The organism is Microbacterium sp. CH1, assembly GCF_001595495.1.
Classification (GTDB): Bacteria; Actinomycetota; Actinomycetes; order Actinomycetales; family Microbacteriaceae; genus Microbacterium.
Genome location: NZ_LOSO01000018.1, coordinates 285,039 through 307,563 on the forward strand (window position 1 = coordinate 285,039; position 22,525 = coordinate 307,563).

The window sequence follows — 22,525 nt, forward strand, 5'->3', positions numbered from 1 at the left end:
GCCGCGTCCTCTCAGCCGGCGAGTGCCGCCTGGCGGAGTGCCACGGCGTCGCGGACGTCGGGGAAGAGCGGGTGCTCCGCATCGAGGCCCGTGGTGCGGACGGTGAAGCCTGCCGGGTCTTCGGAGCGGAGGAGCGTCTGCAGCTCGACCGCCTGCTCGTCGGCAGGGTCGTCGAACTCCAGCGCGGCGGCGACGGCAGCCACGAGCGCGTCCGTCGACAGCCCGTGCTCGGCGGCCATCGCCGCGGGACCGATGAAGCGCTCGTGCCGGGAGATCTTCCGCAGCGGCTGCCGGCCGACGCGCTGCACCGTGTCCACCAGCGCGGGATTGCGGAACCGCTCGAGGATGGTCGCGCGGTACTGCGCAAGCTCCGCAGGATCGAGACCGTGTTCGACGACCAGCACCGCCGAGGTCTCCTCCAGGGCGGCGGAGACCTGCGCGGCGATCGCCTCGTCCGCGAGGGCGTCTGAGATCCGCTCGATGCCCGCCCGTGCACCGAAGTACGCGGTGGCGGCATGACCGGTGTTCACCGTGAAGAGCTTGCGCTCGATGTACGGAGCGAGGTCGTCGACGAAGTGGGCGCCGGGGATGCGCGGCGGGGTGTCGCCGAACGGCAGGGCCTCGATCGCCCACTCGAAGTACGGCTCCACCGTGACGTCGATGCCGCCGCCCTCCGGCTGGGCGGGCACGATCCGGTCGACGGCGGTGTTCGCGAACACGGCGCGGCCGAGCAGCGTATCGGCGTCCGGCCCCGCCGCGGCGACGATCTCCTGCCGCAGCTGATCGGTGGCGCCGATGGCGTTCTCGCAGGCCATCACCTGCAGCGGCGCGGCCTCCGGGGAGCGCAGCGCGAGTCCGGCGACGATCGACGGGGCGACGAACCGCAGCACGGTGGGGCCCACGGCGGTCGTGACGACGTCGGCCGTCGCCACCTCCTCCGCCACCACGGCCGGGTCCGTGCGGCTGTTCACCGCACGGAACCCGGAGACGACGTGGTCGGTCCCTCCGGGGCCGGCTTCGTGCACGGTGTACGAGTCCGCCCGGTCGATCGCCTCCACGAGCGCGTCCGCGACGTCGCTGAACACGACCTCGTAACCGCCCTCGTGCAGGAGCAGGCCGACGAAACCACGCCCGATGTTGCCCGCCCCGAAGTGGACCGCCTTCATCCCTCGTTCACCTCCGAGAGGAGAGCGAACAGCTCGTCCGGCGTCGCCGCCGCTTCCAGCCGGGCGACGTCGTCCTCCTCGGAGAAGAGGATCGCGATGCGCGACAGGATGTCGAGGTGCTCGTCGCCGACACCGGCGATGCCGATCACGAATCGCGCCTGCTCGCCGTCCCAGTCGACGCCGCCGTCGTAGCGGACGACGGAGAGGGCCGAGGCGAGGATGGCGTCCTTCGCCTCATTCGTGCCGTGCGGGATGGCCAGGCCGTTTCCCATGTACGTCGACACCGTCTCCTCGCGCTGGCGCATCGCGTCGACGTACGCCGGGGTCACCGCACCGGCGGCGACGAGGATGTCCGTCGCCTCCTGGAGGGCGTCGTCGCGCGACGCGCCTCCCGGGTGGATGCGGACCTGCTCGGCAGTGAGAACGCTCATTCTTCGTCCTTTCGCTGTTCCTTGACCATCTCGACGACCTCGTCGTACTTCGGCGAGTTCATGAAGTTGTCCACCGACACGTGCAGGGAGTCCGGCGACTTCGCCGTGGCCCGGTCGGTGAGCTGCTGCTGCGTGATGACCACGTCGGCGGCGCCGTCGAGGTTGGCGATGGCGGCGTTGGTGACGGTGACGCCCTCGATACCGGCCTTCTTCAGCTTGTTGCGGAGCACGCTGGCACCCATGGCAGAGGAGCCCATGCCGGCGTCGCACGCGAACACGATGGTCTCGATCGGGGCCGCCGCGACCGCGGTGGTCGCGGGAGCCGGCGTGGCCTCCGGCGCCGTCGTCGCGGTCGAGGTGCGCAGGGCGTCCATCGCCGCGGACGACTTGCCCTTGTTCGCCTCGGTCTGCGCGATGGCCGCGCCGAACGCGTCGCCCTCGGCGGCGATATCGCGCTTCCGCGAGGCCCGCAGGATGACGCCGGTGATGAGGAACGTCACGGTCGCCGCGATGATGACCGACAGGTAGACGACGAGGAGGTTGGCGACGCCGGGCCCGATGGCCGCGGCGGTCACGGCGATGATGCTGCCCGGGGCCGCCGGGAAGGCGAGCCCGCCGCCGAGGACCATGTTGGTCGTCACACCGGCCGCTCCACCCGCGATGAGCGCGAGGATCGTGGTCGGCTTGCTGAGCGCGTACGGGAAGTAGATCTCGTGGATGCCGCCGAAGAACTGGATGATGGCGGCACCGGGAGCGGAGGCCTTCGCCGCGCCGACCCCGAAGAAGGTGAAGGCGAGCAGCAGACCGAGGCCGGGGCCGGGGTTCGCCTCGATGAGGAAGAGGATCGACTTGCCCGTCTCCGCGGCCTGCTCGATCCCCAGCGGGGTGAACACGCCGTGGTTGATGGCGTTGTTGAGGAACAGCACCTTGGCCGGCTCGACGATGATCGACACGAGCGGCAGCAGGTTGAGCGAGACGAGCCAGTCGACGGCGGCGCCCAGCGCGGCGCTGATGCCGAGCATGACCGGGCCGAAGGCGAAGAACCCGACGATGGCGAGGATCATGCCGAGGATGCCGGCGGAGAAGTTGTTGACGAGCATCTCGAAGCCGGGGCGGATCTTGCCGTCCCACAGCTTGTCGACCTGCTTCATGATCCACGCGGCGATCGGGCCCATGATCATGGCGCCGAGGAACATCGGGATGTTCGTCCCGACGATCACGCCGACGGTCGCGATCGTGGCGACCACGCCGCCGCGCTCGCCGTAGACCATGCGTCCGGCCGTGTTCGCGATCAGGAGGGGCAGCAGGTAGGTGACCATCGGGCCGACCAGGCCCACGTAGGCCAGGATGTTGCCGTCCGCGCCTTCGGCGACCGCGGTCATCGCGCCCTGCCAGCCGAGGACGGCGGAGTCGCCGCCGCCGCCGATGATCTCGGCGACGCCGGCCCAGTGCCAGCCGAACGGGCTCTCGGCCCCGAAGAAGCCCTTCGGGATGAAGAGCATCGTGATGAAGCCCCAGGCGATGAAGGCCGCGATGTTCGGCATGATCATGCCGGAGAGGAACGTGCCGAAACGCTGCACGCCCACGCGGAGGCCACCGGGGGCGGTGGCGGCGGGTGACGTCGTCGTCATGATGTGGTCTCTTTCTGATGAGGGGGGAGTGCCGCGGCGAGGGCCGCCGCAGCGGTGCGGGCGGAGGGGGCGTCGTCCGCGCCGAGCGCGGCTTCTGCGAGGCGGAGGGCATCGTCGCGAGTCCGGGCGGCGAGCGCCTGGCGGACGTCCGCGAGGGCCGACGGCGCCATGGAGAGGCTCGTCGCACCGAGCCCCACGAGGACGACGGCGAGCAGCGGGTCGGCCGCGGCCTCGCCGCAGATGCCGACCGGCTTGCCGAGACGGGCGCCGGCCGCGCCGACCTCGCGCACCAGGCGCAGCACCGCGGGGTGCCAGGGGTCCTGGAACGACGCGACGGAACCGAGCAGCCGGTCCGCGGCCATCGTGTACTGGGTGAGGTCGTTGGTGCCGATCGACGCGAAGTCGGCGTGCGCGAGCACCCGGTCGGCGAGCAGGGCGCTGGAGGGCACCTCGACCATGACGCCGGCCGTCTTCAGCCCGTACTCGCGGGCGAGGCCGGTGAAGTACACGGTCTCCTCGACGGTGGCCACCATGGGTGCCATGACCCACAGGTCGGCGTCGGTCGCGGCGTCGGCCTCGGCCAGCGCGGTCAGCTGCTCGCGGAGGATGTCCTCGCTCGCGCGGAGTGCGCGCAGGCCGCGCAATCCCAGGGCCGGATTCTCCTCGTGTGCGTCGTTGAGGAAGGCCAGCGGCTTGTCGGCCCCCGCGTCGAGCATCCGCACGACGACCTTCTTGCCGGGGAAGGCCTCCAGGAGCTCGCGGTAGGCGTCCCGCTGCTGGGCGACCGTCGGCGCCTGCGACGCGGAGAGGAATAGGAACTCCGTCCGGAACAGGCCGACGCCCTCGGCCCCCCGCGCGACCGCGTCTGCGGCGTCGGCAGGCTTCCCCAGGTTCGCGAGCAGCGCGACCGGCGTGCCGTCGGCGAGCGCGCCGGGGGTGAGCGGGGCGTCGTCGGCGGCACGGCGGGCGGCGGCGCGCTCGGCGGCGCGGGCGCGCTCGTCATCGGTCGGCTCGCGGGTGATGACACCCGCGGCCGCGTCGACGATCACGGTCTCCCCGGTCGTCAGTGCGTGCCCGTCGCCGACGCCGACCACGGCCACGATGCCCTTCTCCCTGGCGAGGATCGCCGTGTGGGAGGTCGGGCCGCCGTCGGTGGTGACGAGGGCGAGCACCTGGTCGAGGTTCAGCAGCGCGGTGTCGGCGGGCGCGAGGTCACGCGCCACGAGGACGAACGGGTGCCCAGGGTCGGGCACGCCGGGGGCCTCCACGCCGCGCAGCCGGGCGAGCACCCGCTGCGCGATGTCGTCGAGATCCGCGGCGCGCTCGCCGAGGTACCCGCCGACGGCTTCGAGCGTGGCCCGGAAGCCCGCGAACGCGTCGTGCACGGCCCACTCCGCGGTGGCGCCGGCATCGATCCTGCTGTCGACCTCGTCCTGCAGGGTGGGGTCCTCGGCGATCATCGCCTGCGCCTCGAGCACCTCCTGCGCCGCGCCACCGGCGGCCTCGCCGCGCTGGGTCAGCTCCTGCGCAACGACGGCGACGGCCTCGCGGACCCGCGCACGCTCGGCATCCGCCCCCGCGGTGCTCGGCGTGTTCTCGGGCGCGGGCAGCGCCTCGGTCATGCGGACGACCGGTCCCTGCGCGACGCCGAGACCGATGCCCACCCCTCGCAGCGCGCTCATCCGGCGGCGTCCTGGTCGTGGTCGGTGGTCAGCAGCTCGGTGAGCGTGTCCAGGACCCCCTCTGCGCCGTCGCCGTCGGCCGTGAGCGTCACGTAGTCGCCGTGCTCGATGGCCAGGGCGATCACCCCGAGGATGCTCGCGGCGTTGACGGGCTTGCCGGAGTCCTTGGCGATCGTGACCGCGAGGCCGGAGTCCTTCGCGGCCTGCGCGAAGATCTTGGCGGGCCGGGCGTGCAGTCCATGCGAGGAGCCGATGCGGACGGTGCGGGTGGCGGTCATGGTGTTCCTTTCGGGGCCCCGCCGGCAGCGGCGAGGGTCGACTGGGCGAGGAGAAGCGTGCGGCCGCCGTCGCGATCGGCGAACACGTCATCCGGCAGGACCGCGACGGGCGCGCGGGTCAGGTCGCGGATGGCGCCGAGGCGCTCGCGGAGGTGCGGACCCACGAGGACGAGGTCGTGCCCTCCGAGGGAGACGGTGCTCTCGACGCCGGCGTCCGCGTCCCAGTCCAGTCCCGCCGCGGCGGCGGCGGTGCGCAGGCGCTGGGCGACGAACGTGCTCGACGCGCCGGCGCCGCAGACCACGAGAATCCTCATCGATGTCACCTTCCTGAGAACAGTCTGGGAAACCGGTCCGGGGTGGCACCAACACGTTCTCTTCCGCCCCTGCGGAACCCTGCTCGCCGCGCCCCTGTCGCCGGAGGCTGTCATCATGGAGAGCAGTCGGACAGTGCCGTCAGCACGGGAACTCGGAGGGATCATGTCGCGCCAGCGCCAGGACCAGCTCCTCGCCGCCCTGCTGCGCGAGGAGGGCTGGGCGACCGCGGGCACGCTGGCCGACCTCCTCGGCGTGACGCCCCGCAGCATCCGTTCCTACGTCGCGGCCCTGAACGCCCGCACGCCCGGCGCCGCGGTCGTCGAGTCCGGCCCGGCGGGCTATCGGGCGGGCCCCGGCGCCCGCGGTGCGCTCCGGGTGCGGCAGGGCGGCGACTCCGCGCCCCGCGAACGGCTGCACGCCCTGGTCCGGCTGCTGCTGGACGCGGAGGAGGGGATCGACGTCTTCGACACCGCGGACGCCCTGCATGTGAGCGAGGCGACGCTGGAGGCGGATCTCGTGCGCGTCCGCGGGCTCCTCGACGGCACCGACCTCACGCTCGAACGGGCCCGCGAGCGGGTGCGGCTCCGCGGAGACGAGGCCGCCCAGCGCCGGCTGCTCAGCCGCCTCGCGCACGACGAGATGGACGACGCCTCGTTCCACCCCGAGATCTTCCGGCGGGCCCTCTCCGGCACGGCAGTGGACGCGCGGGCGGTGGGACCCTTCAAGTCCGCCCTGGTGGGAGAGCTCGGCGAGCTGGGCTACTACGTCAACGAGCTCGCGATCGCCGACGTCCTGCTGCACATCGCGATCGCCGCCGAGCGGGTGGCCGCCGGGCGCGCCCTCGACGCGCCGCCGGTGGGAGCCCGACCGGAGATCCCGCGGGTGGGCGCGGTGATCGCCCGCCTCGCGGCCGAGCACTTCACCGTGGTCCTGGGCGAGGGCGACAGCGGTCACCTCGCCTCCCTGGTCCTCACCCGGATCGTCGCCCCCGGCGGCGAGGCGGCGCAGGAGCTCGCCCGCAGCGGCGTCGCCCCGGACGTGGAGACGGCGGTCCGGGCGGAGATCGCGCGGGCCGCGGAGGACTACCGTGTCGACCTCGTCGACGAGACCTTCGTGCTCCGTCTCGCGCTGCACGTGCAGAACCTCCTGCGCCGCGCCGAGGAGAGCGCCCTCACCCGCAACCCGCTGACCCGCTCGCTGAAGACGACCTACCCGATGATCTTCGAGGTCGCGGTGTCGATCGCGAGCGGCCTGCACGACCGCCTCGGCACGCCCATCCACGACGACGAGATCGCCTACATCGCCATGCACGTCGGGGGACGGCTGGAACGGAGCCGCAAAGCGGAGTCCATCCTCACCGCGACCATCGTCTGCCCCGGCTACTACGAGCTCCACGAACTCCTGCGCTCGAGCGTGGACCGTTCGCTGGGCTCCGCGATCGAGGTCACCAGCGTCGTCACGAACGTCGACCCGGACTGGGCGTCGTTCGACACCGACCTCGTGCTGAGCACGATCGAGCCCGAGGCCTCGGGTGACCGGTTCGTGCGCATCCAGCCGTTCCTCACGGACGCGGACGTCGACCGCATCCAGCAGGCCGCCGGGCGCCTGCGCCGAGGGCGGCGGCTGGCACGGCTCCGAGAGGAGCTCGCGCGCTACTTCCACCCCGACGCCTTCGTGCATCCTCTTCCGGACGACGGGGAGGAGGCCATCATCCGGCGGCTCGGCGCGCCGCTCGTGCGAGCCGGCCTGATCGGCGACGACTACGTGGAGAACACGATCGTCCGGGAGCGCATGTCCTCCACGGCGTTCACCGACGCGCTGGCCGTGCCGCATGCGCTGCAGATGACCGCGGCCCGCACGGCGATCGCGCTCGGCGTGGCGGAGGGGTCGGCGGCCTGGGGCGAGGGACGCGTACAGGTCGTCGCGCTGGCCGCTTTCAGCGAGAGCGACCGCGCCGCCTTCCAGACCGTGTTCGAGCAGCTCGTGGAGGTGTTCAGCGAGCGCGAGAGCGTGCAGCGGATCGTCCGGCGCAGCGCGACCTTCGAGGGCTTCCTCGACGAGCTCGTCGCCGTGATCGACGGCTGAGGCTCAGGCGTCGGGGGCCAGCACCAGGGCGAGCTGGTCGAGGACGCTCTCCGATGCCGGGCCGGCCGGCGTCTCCAGCGTCACGGCGTCTCCGGGGGCGAGGGCGAGGTCCATCACCGCAAGGACGCTGCGCAGATCCACCGCAGCGCCGTCCGCGGTGCGCAGCGTGACCGGGAGCTCGTGCGCCTGCGCGAGGCGCACGAGCTCCGCGACCGGTCGTGCGTGCACGCCGTTGTGGGCGCTGACGACGACGTGGCGGACGGGCATGGTCAGGAGCGCTCGTCCAGGAGGACCCGGACGCCCGCCTCCAGCTCGGCGACGGCCGTTGCGGCCGCCTCGGCGGAATCACCCGTGGCGTCGATGTACACCTTGAGCTTCGGCTCCGTGCCGCTCGGCCGGACGATCACCCGTGAGCCGTCCGAGAGCCGGTACCGCAGCACGTCTCCGGAGGGCTGCCCCGGGGCGCTCTGCAGCAGGTCCTCGGCCGACGCGATCGAACGCCCCGCGATCTGCGTGGGCGGAAGCGAGCGCAGCGACAGCATCACCGTGCCGATGAGCGACAGATCCGCCACCCGCACCGACACCTGCGCGCTCGCGAAGTGCCCGTACGTGTCGCCGACCTCGCGGACGAGATCGGCGAGGGTGAGCCCGCGCTCCTGGGCTTCGGCGGCCAGGCCGAGCACGGCGACCGCGGCGGAGATGCCGTCCTTGTCGCGCACGGTCTCGGGGTTGACGAGGTAGCCCAGGGCCTCCTCGAAGCCGAAGACGATGCCCGGCGCCCGGGAGATCCACTTGAAGCCGGTGAGCGTCTCGTGGAACTCCAGCCCGTGCTGCGCGGCGATGGCGCCGAGCCCGGGGGAGGAGACGAGCGAGCACGCGAGCGAGGCCCCGGGAGTGCCGGCCGCGGCGCGCGCGGCGCGGGCGCCGAGCAGCAGGCCGACCTCGTTGCCCGTGAGGCGGCGCCAGCCGTCCGCGGCGGTCTTGTCCGGGATGGCCACGGCGAGGCGGTCGGCGTCCGGGTCGTTGGCGAGGATGAAGTCCGCCTTCGCCCTCCGGGCCGTGGCGAACGCGAGATCCATGGCCCCCGGCTCCTCCGGGTTCGGGAAGGAGACCGTGCGGAACGTCGCGTCCGGATGCAGCTGCTCGTCGACCACGATCGGTCGCGGGTAGCCGGCGGCATCGAGGATGCGGGCGACCGTCTCCCAGCCGACGCCGTGCATCGCGGTGTAGACCCAGCGCAGGCGGCGGGCCCCCGCGGGCGCCGGGGCGACGGCGGCGGTGGCGGCGACGTAGGCCTGGACGAGATCCTCGCCCGCGGTCTCGTAGGCGGTGGACCGCGGCAGAGCCCGCACATCGCCGCTGTCCGCGACCCGCTGGATGTGGGCGGCGATCTCGGCGTCGGCGGGAGCGACGATCTGCGAGCCGGCATCCGCGCCGCCGAGGTACACCTTGTAGCCGTTGTCGTCCGGCGGGTTGTGGCTCGCGGTCACCATCACGCCCGCATCGGCCCCGAGGTGACGCACGGCGAAGGCCAGCACGGGCGTCGGCAGCAGGCGGGGGAGCAGGATCGCGCGCAGGCCGGCCCCGGCGAACAGCTCCGCGGAGTCTTGGGCGAACACCCGGGAGTTCCGGCGTCCGTCGTAGCCGATCACGACCGTCGGCGTCGCCCCGGCGGCCCGCTCGCGCAGGTACGCCGCGAAGCCCGCCGCGGCCTGGGAGACGAGCACCCGGTTCATCCGGTTGCTTCCGGCCCCGAGGGCGCCGCGCAGTCCCGCCGTCCCGAACGCGAGACGGCTGCCGAAGCGGTCGTCGAGCTCCGCCACGGCGGCCTCGTCCCCGGAGGCGGCCCGGGTGACGATGCCGGCGAGCTCGTCGCGGGTCTGCGGGTCGGGGTCCTGGCGCAGCCAGGCGCGGGCCTGGGCGAGCCGCTCCTCGCTCACAGGGCCTCGACCACCCGGGCCAGCAGGGCGGAGATCACCGGCTCCGCCTCGCGGCCGGCCTCGATGACCTCGGCGTGGCTGAGCGGCGTCTGCTGGATGCCGGCGGCGAGGTTCGTGATGAGCGAGAACCCGAGGATCTCCATGCCGGCCTCGCGCGCGGCGATCGCCTCGAGCGCGGTGGACATGCCGACGATGTGCCCGCCGATGTGCTTCGCCATCTGCACCTCGGCCGGGGTCTCGTAGTGCGGGCCGCGGAACTGCGTGTAGACGCCCTCGTCGAGCGTCGGGTCGACCGTGCGGGCGATGTCGCGCAGGCGCTTCGCGTACAGGTCGGTGAGGTCGATGAACGTCGCGCCCTCGAGCGGGGAGTCGGCGGTGAGGTTGATGTGGTCGCTGATGAGCACGGGCTGACCGGGTTTCCACGTCTCGCGGATGCCGCCGGCGCCGTTGGTGAGGACCATGATCTTCGCGCCGGTGGCTGCGGCGGTGCGGACGCTGTGCACGACCCGGCGCACGCCGTGGTTCTCGTAGTAGTGCGTGCGGGCGCCGATGACGAGGACGTTCTTCCCGCCCGGGGTCCGGATGCTGCGCAGGGTGCCGACGTGGCCCTCCAGGGCGGGCTTCGAGAATCCGGTGACCTCGGTCGCGGGGATGGTCGCGACGGTCTCGCCGATGAGGTCGGCCGCCTTGCCCCAGCCGCTGCCGAGCGTGAGGGCGATGTCGTGCTTCTCGACGCCGGTCAGCCGCGCGATGTCGGCGGCGGCTTCGGCTGCGACCTCGAACGGGTTCGCAGCGGGGTCGTCGAGGGGGTTGCTGTGGGTTTCAGGCATGGATCCACTCTAGGAAGTGGCAGGCTCCGGTGCCAGGATTGCGGAAGAATGGAGAGCATGTCTTCCACCACTTTCGAGCGCACTCAGCGCGTCGCCGTCCTCGGCGGCGGACCCGGCGGTTACGAGGCGGCCCTGGCGGCCGCCCAGCTCGGAGCGGAGGTCACCCTCGTCGAGCGCGTCGGTGTCGGCGGTTCGGCCGTGCTCACCGACGTCGTGCCGTCGAAGAGCCTCATCGCGACGGCGGACGCCGCGGTCGCCATCTCCGAGGCCAGCGACCTGGGCGTGAACTTCTACGCCAAGGGCGAGAACGGCAAGCCGCTCAAGCCGGAGATCGCCATCAACCTCGCCGCCGTGAACAAGCGTCTCGTGGCGCTGGCCGGTCAGCAGTCCGAGGACATGCGCACCACCCTCCTCGACGCGGGCGTGCGGATCCTCTCCGGTCACGGCCGGCTGGAGGGTCCGAACGCGATCGTCGTCTCCACGGGTGAGCGGGGCACGGACTTCGACCGCGTCGAGGCCGACACCATCGTCGTCGCAGTCGGCGCCTCGCCGCGCGAACTCGACTCCGCCAAGCCCGACGGCAAGCGCATCCTCACGTGGACCCAGCTCTACGACATGAAGGCGCTGCCCGAGCACCTCATCGTCGTCGGCTCCGGCGTGACCGGCGCGGAGTTCGCCTCCGCCTACATGAACCTCGGGGCGAAGGTCACGCTCGTCTCCAGCCGCGAGCAGGTCCTCCCCGGCGAGGACCAGGATGCGGCGCGGGTGCTGGAGAAGGTGTTCAAGCGCGGCGGTATGCAGGTGCTGTCCAAGTCGCGGGCCGAGAAGGTCGAGGTCACAGGCGACGGCGTCACCGTGACCCTGTCGGACGGTCGCACGGTCGAGGGCAGCCACTGCCTCATGGCTGTCGGCTCCATCCCGAACACCGCGGGCATCGGCCTGGAGGAGGCCGGCGTCGAGCTCGACGACTCCGGTCACGTCCGGGTGAACCGCGTCGCGCGCACCTCGGTGCCGAACGTGTACGCGGTCGGGGACTGCACGAACTTCTTCCCGCTGGCCTCGGTGGCCTCGATGCAGGGGCGGACGGCGGTGTTCCACGCGCTGGGGGACATCGTCATCCCGCTCGAGCTCATCAAGATCACCTCCAACATCTTCACGGCGCCGGAGATCGCGACCGTCGGCTACGGCGTCAAGGACGTGGAGGACGGCCTCGCCGACGGCATGGTCTACAAGCTCCCGCTGGCCGCCAACCCGCGCGCGAAGATGATGGGCATCAAGGACGGCTTCGTCAAGCTCATCGCCCGCAAGGGCTCCGGCACGGTGATCGGCGGCGTGATCGTGGCCCCGAAGGCCTCGGAGCTGATCTACCCCATCGCGATCGCGGTCGAGCGTCGCCTCACCGTGGACCAGGTCTCGCGGGTCTTCGCCGCGTACCCCTCGCTGTCGAGCAGCATCACCGACGCGAGCCGCGCGATGCACCTCGTGAACATCTCCTGACCCCGAGACCCCGCGCAATCGCCGAGACCCCGGGCTGCAGACATCTGCAGCCCGGGGTCTCGGCGTGAAAGCGGGGTCTCGCGGGTCAGGAGATCGTGAGGAGCTGGTGGCCGGCGGAGACCGTGGTGCCCGCGGCGGCGTCGATGTTGCCCACCACGCCGTCCTTGTGCGCCTGCAGCGGCTGCTCCATCTTCATCGCCTCGAGGACGACGACGAGGTCGCCCTTGACGACCTGCTGCCCCTCCTCGACCGCAACCTTGACGACCGTGGCCTGCATCGGCGACTTCACCGCGTCGCCGGACGCCCCGGCGTTGGCGACCGTGGCGTGGTTGCGCCGCGACGGCGGGACGGCCGCCGGGCGGCCGGTGGTGCCGGGGGCGACCGCGACGCGATCGGGCAGGCTGACCTCCAGGCGCTTGCCGCCGACCTCGACGACCACGGTGTGCCGCGCATTCGCCGGAGCCGGAGCCTCGAGCTCGCCGTCCCACGCGGGGATGTCGTTGTCGAACTCGGTCTCGATCCAGCGCGTGTACACCCCGAACGTCCCGTCCTCGGCCGTGAAGGCGGGGTCGCGGACGACCTTGCGGTGGAAGGGGATGACGGTGGGCAGACCGGCGACCTCGAACTCGTCGAGGGCCCGACGCGCGCGCTGCAGGGCCTCGGCGCGGTCCTTGCCGGTGACGATGATCTTCGCGAGCAGCGAGTCGAACGCGCCGGACACCGCGTCCCCGGCGGTGACGCCGGAGTCGAGGCGGATGCCGGGGCCGCCGAAGGTCTTGAAGACGTGGATGGGGCCCGGCTGCGGGAGGAACCCGCGACCCGGGTCCTCGCCGTTGATGCGGAACTCGATGGAGTGGCCCTGCGGCTGGGGGTCGTCGTAGTCGATCGTGCCGCCGGCGGCGATGCGGAACTGCTCGCGGACGAGATCGATGCCGGTGACCTCCTCGGACACCGGGTGCTCGACCTGGAGCCGGGTGTTCACCTCGAGGAAGGAGACCGTGCCGTCGGCGCCGATGAGGAACTCGCACGTGCCCGCGCCGACGTAGCCGACCTCCTTGAGGATGGCCTTGGACGCCGAGTAGAGCTTCTCGTTCTGCTCGGGCGTGAGGAACGGGGCCGGTGCCTCCTCCACGAGCTTCTGGTGCCGGCGCTGCAGCGAGCAGTCGCGGGTCGAGATGATGACGACGTTGCCCTCGGCGTCGGCGAGGCACTGGGTCTCGACGTGGCGGGGCTTGTCGAGGTACTTCTCCACGAAGCACTCGCCGCGGCCGAAGGCGGCGACGGCCTCGCGGGTGGCGGATTCGAACAGCTCCTCGACCTCGTCGAGCTCGCGGGCGACCTTGAGGCCGCGTCCGCCGCCGCCGTAGGCCGCCTTGATCGCGATCGGCAGACCGTACTCCTGCGCGAAGGCGACGACCTCGTCGGCACCGGAGACCGGGCCGGGGGTGCCGGGTGCGAGGGGCGCGCCGACCTTCTCGGCCACGTGGCGGGCGGTGACCTTGTCGCCGAGCGCCTCGATCGCCTCCGGGGAGGGGCCGATCCAGATCATCCCGGCGTCGATGACCGCGCGCGCGAATTCGGCGTTCTCCGCGAGGAAGCCGTAGCCGGGGTGCACGGCGTCGGCACCGGCACGGCGGGCGACGGAGAGGATCTTCTCGATCTGGAGGTACGTCTCGGCGCTGGTCGCGCCACCGAGGGCATACGCTTCGTCGGCCAGGCGCACATTCAGCGCGTCCCTGTCCTGGTCGGCGTAGACGGCGACCGAGGCGATCCCGGAGTCACGAGCGGCACGGACGATGCGGACGGCGATCTCGCCGCGGTTGGCGACGAGCACCTTCGCGATTTCAGGCATGGTTGCCAGCCTAGCGAGTAGCATCCCGATACTTTTGACGACTCTCGACAAGAAAGAGGGAAAAACGTGGAGGGGAGTCTACGACCACAGATCCGTCCACCGGACCCCGAGGTCGGCGGTGAGGCGGCGCACGGTGGACAGCGACATGCCCACCACGGTGGAGGGATCGCCCTCGACCCGGGTGATGAAGGCGCCGCCGAGGCTGTCCACGGTGAAGGCTCCGGCGACGTGCAGCGGCTCCCCCGACGCCACATACGCGGCGATCTCCTCGTCGCTGATGTCCTCGGCGAACGTCACGGCGGCCTCCGCGACCGCGGTTGCCTCGACGAGAGCCGCGCCGGGGGAGACGCGGAACACGGAGTGCCCGGAGTGCAGCACGCCCGTGGCGCCGCGCATCTCCTGCCACCGGCGCGTGGCCTCCTCCGGCGTGTAGGGCTTGCCGTACACCCGCTCTCCGAGCGCGAACATCGAGTCCCCGCCGATGACGATGCCGTCGAACGTGCCCTCGGCGGCCAGCCGCTCGGCGACGGCCGCGGCCTTGGCGCGGGCGAGCAGCAGCACCAGGTCGGCGGGTGCGACGGGACCCATGCGCTCCTCCGCCGCGGCGGCGAGGGCGTCCTCGTCCACCTCTGGCGACAGCGTGAGGGGTTCGATGCCGGCCTGACGCAGCAGCATGAGCCGGGCGGGGGAGGTGGAGGCGAGGCAGACGCGCATGGAGACCACCGTATCCTCGAAGGATGACTTCCTCCGCAGCCGACGTGCTCGATCTCGACATCACCGGCATCGCCCACGGAGGCACCTTCATCGCCCGTCACGAGGGCCGTGTGATCTTCGTCTCGGACGCGATCCCGGGCGAGCGCGTCCGTGCCCGCCTGCTGGATCCGTCCCCCGCCGCCGGGGAGCCGGACACCCGGAGCTTCTGGCGCGCCGAGACGCTCGAGGTCCTCGACGCCTCCCCGCATCGCCGGCCGCACATCTGGCCGGAGGCGGACATCGCGCACGACCCCGCCCAGCGACCCGGCGGCGCCGACCTCGGGCACATCGAGCTCGACCACCAGCGCGCACTCAAGCGACAGGTGCTGGCGGAGGCGTTCGACCGCTTCGCCGGTCCCGGACTCGAGGCCCCGGAGATCGAGGCCGTGGAGTCCGGCGACGGGAGGGGGTGGCGCACGCGGGTGACCCTGCACGTCGACGATGCAGGGCGGATCGGTCCCTTCGCCGCCCGCAGCCACCGCGTCGTGCCGGTGTCGACCTACGCGCTCGCCCGCCCCGCGATCGCCGAGGCCGCCCTGGCCCTGCAGGGCGAGAAGCCCGGGCGCATCGAGCTCGTGGAGCCCGCGGACGGCCGCGTGCGCATCCTCCGGCACCCTGAGGCCGAGCGCCGGGCGCCCAGGGACCGCCGCCCCCGGCCCAAGCCCGAGGTGGTGCAGGAGCGCGTCGGCGACCGCACGTTCGACGTCGACGCCGGCGGGTTCTGGCAGGTGCACCCCCGCGCCGCCTCCGTCCTCGACGGCGCCGTTTACGGGCTGCTCGACGGACACGTGGAGCCGGACGCGACGCACTACGACCTGTACGGCGGAGTGGGCCTGTTCGCGCGGACTCTCGCGGATCTCGGCGGCACCGACGTCGTGACCGTCGAATCCAGCCGCCGCGCGACGCAGCACGCCGCCGCGAACCTCGCCCCGCTCGACGTGACCGCCGTCACGGCCCGGGTCGACCGCTTCCTGCAGCAGCCGCGGCGCGGGGGCGCGACGGGGGCGGTGGTGCTCGACCCGCCCCGGTCCGGCGCCGGACGCGCGGTCGTGGAGGGCGTGCATGCGCTGGCTCCGTCCGCGATCGCCTACGTCGCCTGCGACCCCGTCGCCCTCGCGCGCGACCTCGGTACGTTCCGGGGCCTGGGGTGGCAGATCGACGCGCTCCGCGGGTTCGACCTCTTCCCGCATTCGCATCACTTCGAGGTCGTCGCCCTGCTCACCCGGTGAGCGCATTCCCGGCCCCCGGTCCGCGACTCACTAGGCTGTGGGCATGAGCACCGTCGCCCTCATCGACGACCACGAGTCCGTCCGCCTCGGCCTCGAGGCCGCGTGCGCCAGGGACGGGCAGACCGTCGTGTTCACCGGGAGCACGGTCGGCTCCTACCTCGTGTGGCGGTCCTCCACGGGCGCCCCGCCCGCCGACGTCGTCGTGCTCGACCTGACGCTGGGGGATGGGACGACGGTGACGGAGAACGTCGTGTCCCTCGTCGCCGACGGCGCCAGTGTCGTGATCCACAGCGTCGCCGACCGGCCCGCAGCGGTGCGGGAGGCCCTGGCGGCGGGGGCGGCCGGTGTCGTCAGCAAGTCGTCGGCCCTCGACGACGTGCTGGACGCGATCCGCACCGTGGCGCAGGGCGAGGCGCTGAACAACGTCGAATGGGCGAGTGCGGTCGACGGCGACCGCGCGTTCGCCGATGCCCAGCTGTCCAGCCGCGAGCGGGAGGTGCTCCGTCTGTACGCGACGGGCCTGCCGCTGAAGGCCGTGGCCGAGCGTCTCGGCGTCGCGTACTCCACGGCGAAGGAGAACATCACCCGGATCCGGGTGAAGTACGTCGAGGTCGGTCGGCCGGCGCCCACCAAGGTCGATCTGCTGCGGCGCGCGATGGAGGACGGCATCGTGACGGCCGACGGGGCGCCGAGTGCCCGCTGAGCCGCTGAGCGTCCGCGACGCCTGGAGCAAGATCCCTTCTCCCGGCAGCGCGGAGAACGGCTTCGAGCGGTTCACCGGCAAGCGGATGGAGCGCATCCTCGCGATCGTCGTCGCCCTGGGGTCGGCCGTGCTCGGAGCGCAGGCGCTGATCGCGGCCGTGCAGACGATGTCCCGCGCGGACGCGCCCCACATCTCGATGCTCGTCGCCGTCTTCGTACCGCTGACCGCGATGCTCGTCGCCTGTCTGGTCGGACGCGGCGTGCGCCTGGCCGCGGGGGTGTTCGCCGTCGTGTACGTGCTCGCGCTCGCGGCGTGGCCCATCGTCGTCGACCCCACGGACAAGGTGGCGGGCGACCAGCCGTGGATCTTCTTCCTCGTGAACGTGGGCGTGGTGGCGGCGATGCTGGCCTTCCCCGTGCGGTTGCAGTTCGCGTGGGCCGTCGGCGTGCCCTTCGTCTACGGGTACGTGCGTCTGGTGCAGGGGGAGTTCTCCCGGGAGTTCTGGGTGACGACGGCGTTCGACGTCTCCTTCACGCTGATCCTCGGGGTCGTGATCGTGTCGCTCGGCTGGATGTTCCGTTCGGTCGCCGCGGGCGTGGACGAAGCGCGGGGCACGGCCGTGGCCTCGTATGCGACGGCGGCCGCGGCCGCGGCTGCGGAGGAGGAGAGGGTCGCGATGTCGGCCCTCATGCACGACAGCGTCCTCGCCGCGCTCATCGCCGCCGAGCGCGCGGAGGGCGAGCGGGCGCGGGAGCTCGCCGTGGCGATGGCCAGAGAGGCCCTCACGCGGCTCGCGAACACCGAGGCCGCGGTCGCGGAGGAGGGCAGCGACGAGCCGGTGGGGGCCGCGCAGATCGTCGTGGAACTGCGACGAGCACTCTCCGAGCTGGGCGCGGACGCGATCGTGGAGGAGCGTGGCGGCAGCGGCCTCATCCCGGGGCGGGCCGCGCGGGCCCTCGTGCTCGCCGCCCGCCAGGCGATCGGGAACGCCGTCGCGCACGCCCACGGTCGTGGTCTGCACATCCTCGTCGTCGGTCACGGTGACGAGGGCATCGCCGTGACGATCTCGGACACCGGCGGCGGCTTCGATGTCGACGCCATCGGTCCCGACCGGCTCGGCATCCGCGCCTCGATCCTCGCCCGCATGGCCGGTGTGGCCGGGACCGCGCACATCTCCTCGGATGCGGAAGGCACCGTCGTGACCCTGGGGTGGGAGCGCTCATGAACCGGACCGTCCGCAGCGTCGCCACCTCGCTCGCCGTCGGCTTCGCGCTGTACTTCGTCGCCCGGGGGATCTGGTGGATCGAGCAGCCGACGGCTCCGCTGCTCATGGTCCTCGCCATCGCCGTGTACCTCGTGGTGGTGAACATCGCGATCCTCGGGAGTCCGGTCACGGTGCGCATGCCGTTGTGGTCGGCGCTCCTCGCCCTCGGAGCGAGCGCGGTCATCCCGGTGCTGGTCACCCTCTCGCTGGATCCCGACGATCGGACGGCGCCCTTCGCCACCTGGTACATCGGAGCCCTGGGGCTGCTCGGCATCGTCTGCGTGGTCCGTCGCCGCGCGTGGGCGGGCTGGGCGACGCTGGTCGTGCTCGTCGTCGCCGCCTCCGCCGCCCTCGGGTTCGGAGTGGCGTTGAACCTCGGCGTCGTGGGGTCGATCATGTGGGTCGCGGTCGCCCAGCTCCTGGTGATGTTCTGGGACCGCGCCGTGAGCGACACGGAGCGCCTGTCGGAGATCCAGCAGGCGGTGTCGGCCTGGCACGCGACGCAACGGGTGCGCCAGCGCGAGCGCCGCCTCCGCACCCAGTTCGCCCTCGCGGTCGCCGGCCCCGTCCTCAGCCGGGTGGTGGCGTCACGCGGCCAGCTCGACGAGGACGAGCGGCTGGAGGCGCGGCTCGCCGAGGGGCGCCTCCGCGACGAGCTGCGCGGGGCGGACCTGCTGAACGACGACGTCCGCAACGCGATCGATGCCGCCCGCCGTCGCGGCGCCTCGGTGACCGTGTTCGACGAGGGCGGACTCGACGGCGTCGACGAGGGCCGCCGCATGGAGATCCGCGACGAGCTCGCGTCGGTGCTCCGCAGCGCCGGGACGGGGCGCATCATCATCCGCTCCGCTCGAGACCCGCTCGTCGCCGTCACCGTCGTCGGTCGCGCGGGTCTGCGGGCATCGGACGACGATTCCGTGGACCTGTGGCACGAGATCACGAGGGAGCGGCGCGGGACGACGTCCGACGCGCGGAGATGAGAGTGGGCGAGGGGCGGCGAATCCGCCTGCCCCTCGCCGTGCGGACAGTTACCCGAAAACCGTCCGCTGGTGGCCGATCAGCGTCTGTCTACCCTGGGACAGAGAGACCAGCCGAACGCGAAGCGTCTCCTCTAGTCTGCGGTCCCGAGCAACGGTTGTCTGTAGGTATTTTGGGGGACAAGATCCGGGGCGGAACTCAGCCGGCGAAACGTCCCCAGGGGATGTCCCGGCGCAGTGGCCGGCGCAGCGGACGCTGCGTGCGGGTCCACGCGGAGACCCGCGGCTCCTCCACCGTCGCCTCCGCCTGCTCGTTCGCATAGGCGTCCCCCAGCACCGCGATGAGGGCAGCGAGCTCCTCCTCGGTCGCGGTGCCGCGGGTGACCTCCAGCATCACGGGCGCAGGCGCCGCCCCGTCGATGGCGGGTTCCTGGCCGCTCACAGCGGGATGTTCCCGTGCTTCTTCGGGGGCAGCTCGGCACGCTTGCCCCGCAACGCCCGGAGAGCCTTCGCGATGGCCACCCGCGTGTTCGCCGGCTCGATGATCCCGTCGAGCTCGCCGCGCTCGGCCGCGAGGAAGGGCGAGGCCACGTTGTACGTGTACTCGTTCGCGAGGCGCGTGCGAACCGCCGCCACGTCTTCGCCCGCTTCCTCCGCCTTGCGGATCTCCCCGCGGTAGAGGATGTTGACGGCACCCTGTCCGCCCATCACGGCGATCTCGGCGGTCGGCCAGGCGAGGTTCACGTCGGCGCCGAGCTGCTTCGATCCCATGACGATGTACGCGCCGCCGTAGGCCTTGCGGAGGATGACGGTCACGAGCGGCACGGTGGCCTCCGCGTACGCGTAGAGGAGCTTGGCGCCGCGGCGGATGACGCCGGTCCACTCCTGGTCGGTGCCCGGGAGGTAGCCGGGAACGTCGACGAGGGTCACGATGGGGACCGAGAACGCGTCGCAGAAGCGCACGAACCGGCTCGCCTTCTCGCCGGCCTCGATGTTGAGCGTTCCGGCCATCTGGGACGGCTGGTTGGCGATGATGCCGACCGAGCGGCCCTCGATGCGTCCGAAGCCGATGACGATGTTCGGGGCGAACAGCGGCTGCACCTCGAGGAAGTCACCGTCGTCGACGACGTGCTCGATCACGGTGTGGATGTCGTACGGCTGGTTCGGGGAGTCCGGGATGAGGGCGTTGAGGGTCCGGTCGGCGTCGGTGGTCTCGAACTCGAACGCGCTCTCGTACGAGGGCAGCTCCGCCATGTTGTTGTCCGGCAGGAAGCCGAGGAGCGTGCGCGCGTAGTCGATCGCGTCGTCCTCGTCCTCGGCGAGGTAGTGCGCGACGCCGGAGCGCGTGTTGTGCGTGTAGGCGCCGCCGAGCTCCTCCATGCCGACGTCCTCGCCCGTGACGGTCTTGATCACGTCGGGTCCGGTGACGAACATCTGGCTGGTCTTGTCGACCATGATGACGAAGTCGGTGAGGGCGGGGGAGTAGACCGCGCCGCCGGCCGCCGGGCCCATGATGATCGAGATCTGCGGGATCACGCCCGAGGCGCGGGTGTTGAGGCGGAAGATCTCGCCGTACTTGCCGAGGGCGACGACGCCCTCCTGGATGCGGGCGCCGCCGGAGTCGAGGATGCCGATGCAGGGCATGCCCCCCGCCAGCGCGAACTCCATGATCTTGACGATCTTCTCCCCGGCGACCTCGCCCAGCGAGCCGCCGAAAGTCGAGAAGTCCTGCGAGTACACGGCGACCGTGCGGCCGTGGATGGTGCCGACGCCGGTCACCACGGAGTCGCCGTACGGACGCGAGCGATCCATGCCGAACGCGGTGGTGCGGTGCCGCACGTACTCGTCGAACTCGACGAAGCTGCCGGGATCGACGAGGAGTTCGATGCGCTCGCGGGCGGTCATCTTGCCCTTGGCGTGCTGCTTCTCCTTCGCCTTGGCCTCGGCGTCGACGACGGCCTCGGTGTAGCGAGCGCGCAGGTCCGCGATCTTTCCGGCGGTGGTAAAGGGGTCGGGCTTGTCCGTCACGGATTCCACCCTAGCGTCGGCTCCGCGCCGTCCGTTGGATGATCGGCACAACGGGGCGGCGGATCCTTTGGCGAGGTGCGCGCCCGCTCACCCCGCGGTCGTGTCGGAACCCGGTCGTGGCGGCAACCCGTGATCGCCATCGGCGGGACCGGCGTCGAGTTCCTCCGTGGGGTGCTCGCGTCGGCGACCGGCGATCTCGCCGACCCGGTGTCCGACCCATCCCGCGCCGCGTGCCACGGTGCCCGCGGCTCCCGCAACCGCGTTGCCGGCATAGCGCGCTCCGCGCAGCATCCGCAGCTCCACCTTCTCGGCACCGGGCACGGGCTCCAGCTCCGCGGGGAGGGTGAGGGGCGCGGCCCCGAATGCCCGGTGCGAGGTGGTGAGGACCCGGCGTCCGAGGATGTGGTTGCCCGCGCCGCCGATCGCCGCACCGATCCCGAACGGCATCGCCTTGCCGAGGAACGACGCCCCGCCCCTGGTCGCGAACTGCTTCACGAACATCCCTTTGAGCTGGTCCACGAGCGGCCCCACGGCGGCGCGGGGGAGCGACTTCGTCACCAGCTCGCCCCAGTACGCCGATCGGCTGCTGCCGCGACCGGTGACCTGGCGCGCGAGCTGTCCGACGAGATCGACGCCCTCCTTGCCGAGCATGAGGGTCATGACGAGAGCGCGTGCGCGGTCGGGGTTGCCGACGGCGATGCCGTGCACCTCGGCGACCGACTGCGCGAAGAGGGCGGTGGATTCCACGAATCCCACCGTTTCGACGCCGGAGAGGGCGAGCGTGATGCCCGTGCCGATACCGGGGACCACGGCGGTCGCCCCCACCGCGGCCCCGCCCGTCGTGACGGCTGCGAGATAGCGGCGCTCCAGGATCCGGATGATCTCGTCGGGGGTCGCGTGCGGGTTGCGCAGGCGGATGCTGCGGATGTGGGCGAGGACCAGCGGGCGCTGGATCGAGAGCACCCGATCGAGCCCGCGGACCATCATCGGGTGCTCGGGGGAGCCGACCGGGGGCACGCCCTTGTCCCACGGGGCGTCGTCCGGCAGGGAGTGGATCTTGTGCACCTTGGGGGCCATGTGCCGATCCTATGAAGCGCGACCGCGAAAACACCGAGAGCCCCGGTCCGTGGCGGGCCGGGGCTCTCGGACGGGAGCGTCACACGAAGAGGTTCGCGCGCTCCAGGTCTTCCGCGAAGTCGACCTCGACCGCGTACAGGTCGGAGACGTCCATCGGCTCGAGCAGCAGGCCGTCCTCGGCGATCGCCAGTTCGAGACCCCGCTCGAAGTAGTCCTGGTCCTCGACCCGCTGCAGCTGGCGCATGAACGCCTTCTTGAAGCCGGAGGAGATGTAGTTGATGCCGACCGCCTCGCCGAGGCCGCCCTTGACGGACTTCGACAGCTCCTTGATGAAGCCCTCCGCCGTGACGGTGTACTTCACCTCTTCGTCACTGACCTTGGCGGTGTTGACGGTGACGAACGACTGGTCGCGCTCGATGTACGCGGCCGCGCGGCCGAGGATCATCGGGTCGAAGACGACATCGCCGTTCATCCACAGCACACCGCTCCTGCCGGTGGCGCCCAGGGCGCGCAGGAGGCTCTTCGAGGTGTTCGTCTCGTCGTAGCGGTCGTTGTGGACGTAGTTCACGGAGGGGAAGGCCTCGATGATCGTCTCCGCGCGGTAGCCCACCACCGTGGTGATGCGGGCGTCGGAGCCGAAGGCGGCGCGGATGTTGTCGTGCTGCTGGCGCATGATCGTGCGGCCGTCGCTGAGCTCGGTGAGCGGCTTGGGCAGCGCGCGGCCGAGGCGGGAGCCCATGCCCGCGGCGAGGATGACGGTCTGAAGAGTCACGAATACTCCTAAAGG

At 71.9% G+C, this 22,525-nt stretch carries 21 protein-coding genes; 6 read left to right on the top strand and 15 right to left on the bottom strand.

The annotated features are described in order from the left end of the window. Nucleotides 1-11: 11 nt before the first annotated feature. The 6 genes from AUV07_RS12485 to AUV07_RS12510 are packed head-to-tail and all read right to left on the bottom strand — an operon-like array spanning nt 12 to nt 5,502. Entirely contained in the window at nt 12-1,166 is a 1,155-nt protein-coding gene (locus AUV07_RS12485; protein WP_062636563.1) for a mannitol-1-phosphate 5-dehydrogenase, read from the bottom strand. After that, nucleotides 1,163-1,597 (bottom strand): PTS sugar transporter subunit IIA, encoded by a 435-nt coding sequence (locus tag AUV07_RS12490; RefSeq protein ID WP_025105671.1) that lies wholly within the window; start codon nt 1,595-1,597, stop codon nt 1,163-1,165. Before AUV07_RS12490 ends, AUV07_RS12485 begins: the two co-directional genes overlap by 4 nt. Then, nucleotides 1,594-3,228 carry a PTS mannitol transporter subunit IICB gene (locus tag AUV07_RS12495; RefSeq protein WP_062636565.1) on the bottom strand — a complete coding sequence of 545 codons (1,635 nt, stop codon included), beginning with the start codon at nt 3,226-3,228 and terminating at the stop codon, nt 1,594-1,596. Before AUV07_RS12495 ends, AUV07_RS12490 begins: the two co-directional genes overlap by 4 nt. Next, a complete protein-coding gene (ptsP, locus tag AUV07_RS12500; protein WP_082802946.1) occupies nt 3,225-4,910 on the bottom strand; it encodes a phosphoenolpyruvate--protein phosphotransferase in 1,686 nt (561 codons plus the stop codon). Before ptsP ends, AUV07_RS12495 begins: the two co-directional genes overlap by 4 nt. Then, entirely contained in the window at nt 4,907-5,188 is a 282-nt protein-coding gene (locus AUV07_RS12505) for an HPr family phosphocarrier protein (RefSeq protein ID WP_062636567.1), read from the bottom strand. The genes ptsP and AUV07_RS12505 overlap by 4 nt, the downstream gene beginning before the upstream one ends. After that, nucleotides 5,185-5,502 carry a PTS sugar transporter subunit IIB gene (locus AUV07_RS12510; protein ID WP_025105675.1) on the bottom strand — a complete coding sequence of 106 codons (318 nt, stop codon included), beginning with the start codon at nt 5,500-5,502 and terminating at the stop codon, nt 5,185-5,187. Before AUV07_RS12510 ends, AUV07_RS12505 begins: the two co-directional genes overlap by 4 nt. 163 nt (nt 5,503-5,665) lie before the next feature. Here AUV07_RS12510 and AUV07_RS12515 point away from each other — a divergent pair, with 163 nt between their 5' ends. Continuing rightward, entirely contained in the window at nt 5,666-7,588 is a 1,923-nt protein-coding gene (locus AUV07_RS12515) for a BglG family transcription antiterminator (protein WP_062636570.1), read from the top strand. Nucleotides 7,589-7,591: 3 nt separating this feature from the next. On the opposite strand, the gene AUV07_RS12520 is transcribed toward AUV07_RS12515, so the two are convergent. Genes AUV07_RS12520 through AUV07_RS12530 form a run of 3 tightly spaced genes read right to left on the bottom strand, consistent with a single transcriptional unit; the run spans nt 7,592 to nt 10,358 of the window. Then, on the bottom strand, nt 7,592-7,855 hold the full coding sequence (locus AUV07_RS12520; protein ID WP_062636571.1) for an HPr family phosphocarrier protein: 264 nt from the start codon (nt 7,853-7,855) through the stop codon (nt 7,592-7,594). 2 nt (nt 7,856-7,857) lie between these two features. Then, nucleotides 7,858-9,528 (bottom strand): phospho-sugar mutase, encoded by a 1,671-nt coding sequence (locus tag AUV07_RS12525; RefSeq protein ID WP_062636574.1) that lies wholly within the window; start codon nt 9,526-9,528, stop codon nt 7,858-7,860. After that, nucleotides 9,525-10,358, bottom strand: coding sequence for a purine-nucleoside phosphorylase (locus tag AUV07_RS12530; protein WP_025105679.1), 834 nt, complete (start codon nt 10,356-10,358; stop codon nt 9,525-9,527). Before AUV07_RS12530 ends, AUV07_RS12525 begins: the two co-directional genes overlap by 4 nt. A 48-nt stretch (nt 10,359-10,406) precedes the next feature. Here AUV07_RS12530 and AUV07_RS12535 point away from each other — a divergent pair, with 48 nt between their 5' ends. Beyond that, nucleotides 10,407-11,855, top strand: a complete 1,449-nt coding sequence (locus tag AUV07_RS12535) for an NAD(P)H-quinone dehydrogenase (RefSeq protein WP_025105680.1) — start codon at nt 10,407-10,409, stop codon at nt 11,853-11,855. Nucleotides 11,856-11,940: 85 nt separating this feature from the next. On the opposite strand, the gene AUV07_RS12540 is transcribed toward AUV07_RS12535, so the two are convergent. Beyond that, nucleotides 11,941-13,707, bottom strand: a complete 1,767-nt coding sequence (locus AUV07_RS12540; protein WP_062636576.1) for an acetyl/propionyl/methylcrotonyl-CoA carboxylase subunit alpha — start codon at nt 13,705-13,707, stop codon at nt 11,941-11,943. Between the two features lie 78 nt (nt 13,708-13,785). Beyond that, entirely contained in the window at nt 13,786-14,421 is a 636-nt protein-coding gene (locus AUV07_RS12545) for a Maf family protein (RefSeq protein WP_062636904.1), read from the bottom strand. Nucleotides 14,422-14,444: 23 nt separating this feature from the next. Between AUV07_RS12545 and AUV07_RS12550 the strand changes: the two genes are divergently transcribed. From AUV07_RS12550 to AUV07_RS12565, 4 genes are read left to right on the top strand one after another with little or no spacing between them, the layout of a single operon-like run. Then, on the top strand, nt 14,445-15,689 hold the full coding sequence (locus AUV07_RS12550) for a class I SAM-dependent RNA methyltransferase (protein WP_062636578.1): 1,245 nt from the start codon (nt 14,445-14,447) through the stop codon (nt 15,687-15,689). A 43-nt stretch (nt 15,690-15,732) separates the two neighbouring features. Further along, entirely contained in the window at nt 15,733-16,392 is a 660-nt protein-coding gene (locus AUV07_RS12555) for a response regulator transcription factor (RefSeq protein ID WP_060923517.1), read from the top strand. Then, on the top strand, nt 16,382-17,617 hold the full coding sequence (locus AUV07_RS12560; RefSeq protein ID WP_062636580.1) for an ATP-binding protein: 1,236 nt from the start codon (nt 16,382-16,384) through the stop codon (nt 17,615-17,617). The genes AUV07_RS12555 and AUV07_RS12560 overlap by 11 nt, the downstream gene beginning before the upstream one ends. Further along, on the top strand, nt 17,614-18,636 hold the full coding sequence (locus tag AUV07_RS12565) for a hypothetical protein (RefSeq protein WP_025105328.1): 1,023 nt from the start codon (nt 17,614-17,616) through the stop codon (nt 18,634-18,636). Before AUV07_RS12560 ends, AUV07_RS12565 begins: the two co-directional genes overlap by 4 nt. Nucleotides 18,637-18,832: 196 nt before the next feature. On the opposite strand, the gene AUV07_RS12570 is transcribed toward AUV07_RS12565, so the two are convergent. The 4 genes from AUV07_RS12570 to AUV07_RS12585 form a co-directional block, all read right to left on the bottom strand. Then, complete coding sequence (locus AUV07_RS12570) at nt 18,833-19,075, bottom strand: acyl-CoA carboxylase subunit epsilon (protein ID WP_331709281.1); 243 nt, start codon at nt 19,073-19,075, stop codon at nt 18,833-18,835. Further along, nucleotides 19,072-20,661, bottom strand: coding sequence for an acyl-CoA carboxylase subunit beta (locus AUV07_RS12575; protein WP_374754530.1), 1,590 nt, complete (start codon nt 20,659-20,661; stop codon nt 19,072-19,074). Before AUV07_RS12575 ends, AUV07_RS12570 begins: the two co-directional genes overlap by 4 nt. Nucleotides 20,662-20,748: 87 nt before the next feature. Further along, the gene (locus AUV07_RS12580; RefSeq protein ID WP_062636585.1) at nt 20,749-21,738 is read right to left on the bottom strand and encodes a hypothetical protein; all 990 of its coding nucleotides are present in this window, start codon (nt 21,736-21,738) and stop codon (nt 20,749-20,751) included. A gap of 79 nt (nt 21,739-21,817) precedes the next feature. Then, nucleotides 21,818-22,510 (bottom strand): phosphocholine cytidylyltransferase family protein, encoded by a 693-nt coding sequence (locus AUV07_RS12585; RefSeq protein WP_062636587.1) that lies wholly within the window; start codon nt 22,508-22,510, stop codon nt 21,818-21,820. Nucleotides 22,511-22,525 lie beyond the last annotated feature (15 nt).